General features: G+C 66.7%; 8 protein-coding genes and 1 pseudogene. 6 read left to right on the plus strand and 3 right to left on the minus strand.

From position 1 onward, the window contains the following. Positions 1-144: pseudogene (locus tag QOI01_RS23590) on the minus strand (oxidoreductase); the annotation flags it as partial. A gap of 216 nt (positions 145-360) precedes the next feature. Between QOI01_RS23590 and sucB the strand changes: the two are divergent. Genes sucB through QOI01_RS23615 form a run of 5 tightly spaced genes read left to right on the plus strand, consistent with a single transcriptional unit; the run spans position 361 to position 5,522 of the window. Beyond that, entirely contained in the window at positions 361-2,139 is a 1,779-nt protein-coding gene (gene sucB / locus QOI01_RS23595) for a 2-oxoglutarate dehydrogenase, E2 component, dihydrolipoamide succinyltransferase (RefSeq protein ID WP_526385256.1), read from the plus strand. Positions 2,140-2,146: 7 nt separating this feature from the next. Next, positions 2,147-3,085 carry a TIGR01777 family oxidoreductase gene (locus tag QOI01_RS23600; RefSeq protein WP_526385258.1) on the plus strand — a complete coding sequence of 313 codons (939 nt, stop codon included), beginning with the start codon at positions 2,147-2,149 and terminating at the stop codon, positions 3,083-3,085. Between the two features lie 19 nt (positions 3,086-3,104). Next, positions 3,105-3,785, plus strand: coding sequence for a lipoyl(octanoyl) transferase LipB (lipB, locus tag QOI01_RS23605; RefSeq protein WP_526385260.1), 681 nt, complete (start codon positions 3,105-3,107; stop codon positions 3,783-3,785). Positions 3,786-3,829: 44 nt separating this feature from the next. After that, positions 3,830-4,762 carry a lipoyl synthase gene (gene lipA / locus QOI01_RS23610; protein ID WP_526385270.1) on the plus strand — a complete coding sequence of 311 codons (933 nt, stop codon included), beginning with the start codon at positions 3,830-3,832 and terminating at the stop codon, positions 4,760-4,762. Between the two features lie 4 nt (positions 4,763-4,766). Further along, positions 4,767-5,522 carry a DUF4191 family protein gene (locus QOI01_RS23615; RefSeq protein WP_526385262.1) on the plus strand — a complete coding sequence of 252 codons (756 nt, stop codon included), beginning with the start codon at positions 4,767-4,769 and terminating at the stop codon, positions 5,520-5,522. Positions 5,523-5,558: 36 nt separating this feature from the next. Here the strand turns inward: QOI01_RS23615 and QOI01_RS23620 are convergent, their stop codons facing one another. Further along, positions 5,559-6,053 carry an RDD family protein gene (locus tag QOI01_RS23620; RefSeq protein WP_526385264.1) on the minus strand — a complete coding sequence of 165 codons (495 nt, stop codon included), beginning with the start codon at positions 6,051-6,053 and terminating at the stop codon, positions 5,559-5,561. Positions 6,054-6,183: 130 nt separating this feature from the next. Between QOI01_RS23620 and glnA the strand changes: the two genes are divergently transcribed. After that, a complete protein-coding gene (gene glnA / locus QOI01_RS23625; RefSeq protein WP_526385266.1) occupies positions 6,184-7,620 on the plus strand; it encodes a type I glutamate--ammonia ligase in 1,437 nt (478 codons plus the stop codon). Here the strand turns inward: glnA and QOI01_RS23630 are convergent. Next, the gene (locus tag QOI01_RS23630) at positions 7,562-7,987 is read right to left on the minus strand and encodes a tyrosine-type recombinase/integrase (RefSeq protein WP_526385268.1); all 426 of its coding nucleotides are present in this window, start codon (positions 7,985-7,987) and stop codon (positions 7,562-7,564) included. The two genes, glnA and QOI01_RS23630, sit on opposite strands and share 59 nt — an antisense overlap. Positions 7,988-8,024 lie beyond the last annotated feature (37 nt).

An 8,024-nucleotide genomic window follows, 5' to 3' on the forward strand; every position in this document is an offset into this window, starting at 1 on the left:
GGTGACGGTCGTCTTCGGTTCGACAAAGGCCTCGACGCCGTCGTGTTCGGCGACCCACTGACGCAGGTACTTCAGATCGGTAGCGGGGTCGTGACCGTCGGACGAGCGCTTGGAACCACGACGGAACCTGTCGAACAGTCCCAACTCGACCCAACTCCCTTCGCGCCTTCACGGGCGTGCCGTCTTCTTGATCGGCTGCCACCGCTTTCGATAGTGCCAGAGCGGGACGCGCTCCGGCGGGCTGGAGCAAAGCGACTCGGGGGAATCGGATAGGTCTGCGACGACCGACGCGCACGGACATGACAGGATGGGGACCAGCATTTCGGCCCGTCACGAGCACCGTTCGAGGAGTCAACGCACATGGCCATCACCGTCCAGATGCCCGCACTCGGTGAGAGCGTCACCGAAGGGACCGTCACGCGATGGCTGAAGCAGGAGGGCGACACCGTCGAGGTCGACGAGCCCTTGCTCGAGGTGTCGACCGACAAGGTCGACACCGAGATTCCGTCACCAGTCGCAGGCGTGCTGACCAAGATCATCGCCAACGAGGACGACACCGTCGAGATCGGCGGTGACCTCGGCACCATCGGTGACGCAGCTGAAGGCGGCGACGAGAGCGCTCCCGCCGCCGAGGAGAAGTCCGACCCGGAGCCAGAGGCAGATCCCGAACCGGAGCCTGAACCAGAGCCCGAGGCGAAGGAGGAGCCGTCGGCTGCTCCCTCCTCCTCCGGAGGCGGTGAATCCACGTCGGTGGTGATGCCCGAACTGGGTGAGTCGGTCACCGAGGGCACCGTGACCCGGTGGCTCAAGAAGGTCGGCGACAGCGTCGAGGTCGACGAGGCGCTGGTGGAGGTGTCCACCGACAAGGTCGACACCGAGATCCCGTCCCCCGTCGCGGGCACGCTGATCTCGATCACCGCCGAGGAGGACGACACCGTCGAAGTCGGTGGTGAGCTGGCCAAGATCGGCGCCGTGGGGTCGGCTCCCGCCGAGGAGCCGGAACCCGAACCGAAGCCCGAACCCAAGCCGGAACCGAAGGCCGAGGAACCGAAGCCCGAACCCAAGCCGGAACCGACGCCCGAACCCAAGCCGGAACCGAAGCCCGAACCCAAGCCGGAACCGACGCCCGAACCGAAGAAGGAGCCCGAACCCGAGGCACCTGCCGCGCAGGCTCCTGCCGCCACGGAGCCGTCGTCCGACGGCAGCCCGTACGTGACGCCTCTGGTCCGCAAGTTGGCCGGCGAGAACGGCATCGACCTGAGCTCGGTCAAGGGCACCGGCGTCGGCGGCCGGATCCGCAAGCAGGACGTGCTCGCGGCGGTGGAGGCCAAGAAGGCACCCGCACCGTCGGCTCCCAGTCCCTCGGCGGAGCCCGCCAAGCGTTCTGCCCCTGCTCCGGCGCCCGCGCTGGCCCATCTGCGCGGCACCACGCAGAAGGCCAACCGGATTCGCCAGATCACTGCCAAGAAGACGCGCGAAAGTCTGCAGACCACAGCGCAATTGACGCAGACGCACGAAGTAGACCTGACCAAGATCGTGGCTCTGCGGGCTCGCGCCAAGGCGAGCTTCGCCGAACGCGAAGGCGTCAACCTGACGTTCCTGCCGTTCTTCGCGGTGGCCGTGGTCGACGCGCTCAAGGCGCATCCGAACGTCAACGCGAGTTACAACGAGGACAGCAAGGAGATCACGTACTACGACTCCGAGCACCTCGGCTTCGCCGTCGACACCGAGCAGGGCCTGCTCTCCCCGGTCGTGCACAACGCAGGTGACCTGTCCCTGGGCGGGCTGGCTCGGGCCATCGCCGACATCGCGGCGCGCGCCCGATCGGGCAACCTCAAGCCGGACGAGCTGTCCGGTGGCACGTTCACCATCACCAACATCGGCAGCCAGGGCGCCCTGTTCGACACCCCCATCCTGGTGCCGCCGCAGGCAGCGATGCTGGGCACCGGTGCGATCGTCAAGCGTCCCCGCGTCGTCGTCGACGGCAACGGCAACGAGTCGATCGGCGTGCGCTCGGTGGCCTACCTTCCTCTGACCTACGACCATCGGCTCGTCGATGGCGCGGACGCCGGACGCTTCCTGACCACCATCAAGCGTCGTCTCGAGGAGGGGGCGTTCGAGGCCGACCTCGGACTGTAAGCATCCTGTGGCCAACGCAGCCGGGCCGCCGGCGACATCGGGCAATGCCGTCATTGCGATTGCGGGATCGTCGGGACTGATCGGTTCGGCGCTGACGTCGGCGTTGCGCGCAGCAGACAATCGGGTGCTGCGGCTGGTGCGACGCGCACCGTCGAACGCCGACGAGGTCTTCTGGAACCCCGACACCGGGGAGTTCGACGCAAGCGCACTGCGCGGCGCGGACGCCGTCGTGAACATGTGCGGTATCGGCGTCGCCAAGAAGCGGTGGTCGGGGGCGTTCAAGCAGAGCCTGCGCGACAGCCGGATCGGTCCCACCGAGGTGCTGTCGCGTGCCGTCGTGGAGTCGGGCGTTCCGGTGCTCGTCAACTCGAGTGCGGTGGGTTACTACGGGCATGCCCGCGACCGGGTGCTCGATGAATCCAGCCCGGCGGGCGAGGGCTTCCTCGCCACGCTGTGCCAGGACTGGGAGGCCGCCACCGATTCAGCGAAGAGCGCAGGGGTGCGGGTGGTGCTGGTGCGCACCGGGCTGGTCATGTCGCCGTCCGGTGGCATGCTCGCGCGGCTCAAGCCGCTGTTCTCCCTCGGGCTCGGTGCGCGGCTGGGAAACGGCCGCCAGTACATGCCGTGGATCAGCCTCGAGGACGAGGTGCGGGCCCTGCTGTTCGCGATCGGGCACGGCGAACTCGCCGGTCCGGTGAATGGGACCGGACCCGCGCCGGTGACCAACGCCGAGTTCACCGCGGCGCTGGGCCGGGCGGTCAATAGACCAACACCCCTGCTGGTCCCCGGGTTCGGACTGCGCGCCGTGCTCGGCGAATTCGCCGACGAGGGCCTCCTCGGTGGACAACGCGCCATTCCCTCGGCGCTGGAGCGGGCCGGCTTCGAGTTCCACCACAACACCATCGGCGAAGCTCTGGGTTACGTCACCGCGCCGAAGGGCACCTAACATGCGTAGCCTCGAACCCATGGCGGGAACATCGGTCCGGTCGGCCGGGACGGACATCGACGTGCGGCGACTGGGGTCCGTCGACTACCTCAGCGCCTGGCAGATGCAGCGCGAGCTCGCGGATGCCCGCGTCGCCGGGGGCCGAGACACCCTGCTGCTGCTCGAGCATCCTGCGGTCTACACCGCGGGCAAGCGCACCGAACCGCAGGAGCGGCCGGTCGCTTCAAGCACACCCGTCGTCGACACCGACCGTGGCGGCAAGATCACCTGGCACGGGCCCGGCCAACTCGTCGGCTACCCCATCGTCGGCCTCGTCCAGCCGCTGGACGTGGTGAAATTCGTTCGCCGCTTAGAAGATTCACTGATCGCCGTGTGCGCCGGCCTCGGGTTGACCACCGGCCGCATCGAAGGGCGCTCCGGCGTGTGGGTCCCGGCCGACCGCGACCGGCCCGCGCGCAAGGTCGGCGCGATCGGCATCCGGGTGGCGCGGGCGACCACGCTGCACGGCTTCGCCCTCAACTGTGATTGTGATCTCTCGGCATTCACGTCAATCGTGCCGTGCGGCATCGCCGACGCGGGCGTGACGTCTCTGACCACCGAACTCGGCCGCCGCATCACGGTCGACGACGTTGCGGACACCGTGGGCGACGCGGTCCGCGACGCGCTCGACGGGCGTCCAGCGCTAGCATCGTTGAAGTGAGCATCGGGCAGAGCGGCGAGGCACCTCGATCGGAAATTGCCGGCCTGCCGGTTTCGCCAAGCGGACGCAAGTTGTTGCGCCTCGAGGTTCGCAACGCCGAGACACCGATCGAGCGCAAGCCGCCGTGGATCAAGACCAAGCTGAAGATGGGCCCGGAGTACAAGGAACTCAAGGCCCTGGTCAAGCGTGAGGGTCTGCATACCGTCTGCGAGGAGGCGGGCTGCCCCAACATCTACGAGTGCTGGGAGGACCGCGAGGCCACGTTCCTCATCGGCGGTGAACAGTGCACCCGCCGGTGCGACTTCTGCCAGATCGACACGGGCAAGCCGGCTGAACTCGATCGTGACGAACCGCGGCGGGTCGCCGAGAGCGTGCAGGCGATGGGCCTGCGGTACTCGACGGTCACCGGTGTCGCGCGCGACGATCTGCCCGACGGTGGCGCTTGGCTCTACGCCGAGACGGTGCGCCAGATCAAGGCGCTCAACCCGAACACCGGTGTGGAGCTGCTGATCCCGGACTTCAATGCCATTCCCGAGCAGCTCGAGACCGTCTTCGAAACGCGTCCGGAAGTGTTGGCGCACAACGTCGAGACGGTGCCGCGCATCTTCAAGCGAATCCGTCCGGCATTCCGGTACGAGCGCAGCCTGGCGGTGATCACCGCGGCCCGCGACTACGGGCTCGTGACGAAGAGCAATCTGATCCTCGGCATGGGCGAGACGCCCGAGGAGGTGCGCACCGCACTGACCGATCTGCGCGGGGCGGGCTGCGACATCATCACCATCACCCAGTACCTGCGGCCGACGGTGCGCCACCATCCCGTGGAACGCTGGGTCAAGCCCGATGAGTTCGTCGAGCACGCGGCGTTCGCCGAAGCGCTCGGATTCCCCGGTGTGCTCGCAGGACCACTCGTCCGATCGTCGTACCGGGCGGGCAAGTTGTACGCGCAGGCCGCGCGGTTACACCCACCCGTATCCTGATCGGATGGCGAAGAGTGGCAACACCGGTGCGGACAAGGCCGCGAAGGCCGAGGCGAGGGCTGCGCGCAAGGCCGCATCCAAGGAACGCAGGAGCCAGCTCTGGCAGGCGTTCCAGATCCAGCGCAAGGAGGACACCCGGCTCCTGCCGTACATGATCGGCGCGTTCGTGCTGATCGTGGCCGCGGCAGTCGTGGCGGGGGTGCTCAGTGGCAGCACGTTCACGATGGTCACGCTGATTCCGCTTGGCGTCGTCCTCGGGGCGCTGGTGGCGTTCATCATCTTCGGGCGCAGGGCGCAGAAGTCGGTGTACCGCAAGGCCGAGGGACAGACCGGTGCCGCCGCCTGGGCCCTGGACAACCTGCGCGGCAAGTGGCGGGTCACTCCGGGCGTCGCCGCGACGGGTCACTTCGACGCGGTTCATCGTGTGATCGGCAGGCCCGGGGTCATCTTCGTCGGCGAGGGGTCGGCCACCCGCGTCAAGCCGCTGCTGGCTCAGGAGAAGAAGCGGACCGCGCGACTCATCGGCGACACTCCGATCTACGACATCGTCGTCGGCAACGGCGAGGGCGAGGTGCCCCTGTCGAAGCTGGAGCGTCACCTGACCAAGTTGCCCGCCAACATCACGGCCAAGCAGATGGATGCATTGGAGTCGCGCTTGGCCGCGCTCGGTTCTCGGATGGGGCCTGCTGCCATGCCGAAGGGCCCGCTGCCGGCAGGAGCGAAGATGCGCGGAGTGCAGCGCACGGTGCGCAGGAAGTAACTCTCAGCGCCCGATGAGCGCTTGCGCGAACGGCATCTAACGCCGCACGACGGCCGTGCCGGTGAGCCGGTCCTGAAGGCCGCGGCCGTCGGCATCGGTGAACAGCGCGGGCACCACGAAGGCGATGAGCAGACTGCGGCAGAGCGCGCGGCCGAGTCCGACGTGCATGCGGTGATCGACGGAGGCGACCCGCAACCCGAGCGCGTACTGACCGGGTGTGAACCCGAACAGCCGGACCGAGACGACCCCGAGCACCAGCCAGACGCCCATCACGGCCGTGGATCCGATCTGTGACATCAAGAAGTTCTGGGTGGTGACGAAGCCGAACGTGACGGCGAGGCTCGCGAGGCCGTAGGCGATGAACCAGTCGACCAGGAGCGCGCCGACGCGCCGCCCCAGACCGACGAGCGATCCCGGTCCGGATTGCGGCCGCCCGAGACGCTGACCTGGGAAGTCGCTGGGACCTTCGTCGGGTGTGCCTGAGTCGGACGGCGGCGGGCCGGACAGCCAGGTACCGAAGGAGCGGGCCATGAAAACCAGCATAGGGTGGGCGTCTGGAACAGCGACTACGTAACGTCGGCGCAACATGCGTTTGACCGGCGCGCAATATGTTGTACCTAGCGTCAACCCGCGGGTTACCAGTGACAAAGGAGAATTCTCAGTGGCAGAAAAGACTGCGGACGACATCTTCAAGCTGATCAAGGACGAGAACGTCGAGTACGTCGACATTCGATTCTGCGATCTTCCTGGTGTCGTTCAGCACTTCTCGATTCCGGCCTCGGCCTTCGACGAGAGCGTTTTCGATGATGGCCTCGCCTTCGACGGTTCGTCGGTGCGCGGCTTCCAGTCCATCCACGAATCCGACATGATGCTGCTGCCGGATCCCGAGACCGCACGAATCGATCCGTTCCGGCACGCGAAGACGCTGAATCTGCAGTTCTTCGTGCACGACCCGTTCACCCGCGAGGCGTACTCCCGCGATCCGCGCAACGTGGCCCGCAAGGCGGAGAACTACCTCACCAGCACTGGCATCGCCGACACGTGCTTCTTCGGTGCCGAAGCCGAGTTCTACATCTTCGACTCAGTGACGTTCGACTCGAAGATCAACGGCACGTCCTACGAGGTCGACTCCGAGTCGGGCTGGTGGAACACCGGTGAGCCGTTCGAGGCCGACGGCAGCCCGAACTTGGGCTACAAGGTCCGCCAGAAGGGTGGCTACTTCCCAGTCGCCCCGTACGACCACTACGTCGACCTGCGCGACGAGATGGCCACCAACCTGCAGAACGCCGGTTTCACCCTGGAACGCGGTCACCACGAGGTGGGCACCGCGGGACAGGCCGAGATCAACTACAAGTTCAACACCCTGCTGGCTGCCGCCGACGACGTGCTGCTGTTCAAGTACATCATCAAGAACACCGCATGGGCCGCGGGCAAGACCGTGACCTTCATGCCGAAGCCACTGTTCGGCGACAACGGGTCGGGCATGCACGCCCACCAGTCGCTGTGGAAGGACGGCAAGCCGCTGTTCCACGACGAGTCGGGCTACGCCGGACTGTCCGATCTGGCCCGCCACTACATCGGCGGCATCCTGCACCACGCGCCGTCGCTGCTGGCGTTCACCAACCCGACGGTGAACTCCTACAAGCGGTTGGTGCCCGGTTACGAGGCGCCGATCAACCTGGTCTACAGCCAGCGCAACCGCTCGGCTTGCGTCCGCATCCCGATCACGGGCAACAACCCGAAGGCCAAGCGCCTCGAGTTCCGTTGCCCCGACAGCTCGGGCAACCCGTACCTGGCGTTCGCGGCAATGTTGATGGCAGGCATCGACGGCATCAAGAAGAAGATCGAGCCGTTGGCACCCGTTGACAAGGACCTCTACGAACTTCCCCCGGACGAGGCCGCCAACATCCCGCAGGCCCCGACGTCGCTGTCCGCGGTCATCGACCGCCTCGAGGAGGATCACGAATACCTCACCGAGGGCGGTGTCTTCACCGAGGACCTGATCGACACCTGGATCTCGTACAAGCGGGAGAACGAGATCATGCCGATCCAGATCCGGCCTCATCCGTACGAGTTCGCGCTCTACTACGACGTGTAAGCCAGCTAACCCCCTTCACCTGCGGCGATTCCGGCGAGGGGCTGCGTCCGTCCGCAGACCGTCCGCAGTAGCTTGAACCGAGTCCACCCGCTTCGCGATCACAGAATCGATCGCGGAGCGGGTGGACTCGTCTGCGTCGGGCCACAGGTGATGAGTAGGTGTCCAACGTGGTGCTCGCCGACGCATGCCGCATCCGGGCCTGAACTGTCTTGATGTCCGCCCCCGACGCGATAAGCAGCGACGCCAAGTAGTGGCGTAGGTCGTGGAACGAGAACCGCTCGGGCAAGGTGAGCACCTTGTCTCGAAGTCGTTCTCCGACTCCGCAATGGCCACCTTCGCCTGGCGCACGGCCCGCTCGATGAGCCACGGCCCGGCGCCGTCGCCGTTACAGCCGTTGGTCACCA

The organism is Mycobacterium sp., assembly GCF_032162605.1.
Classification (GTDB): Bacteria; Actinomycetota; Actinomycetes; order Mycobacteriales; family Mycobacteriaceae; genus Mycobacterium.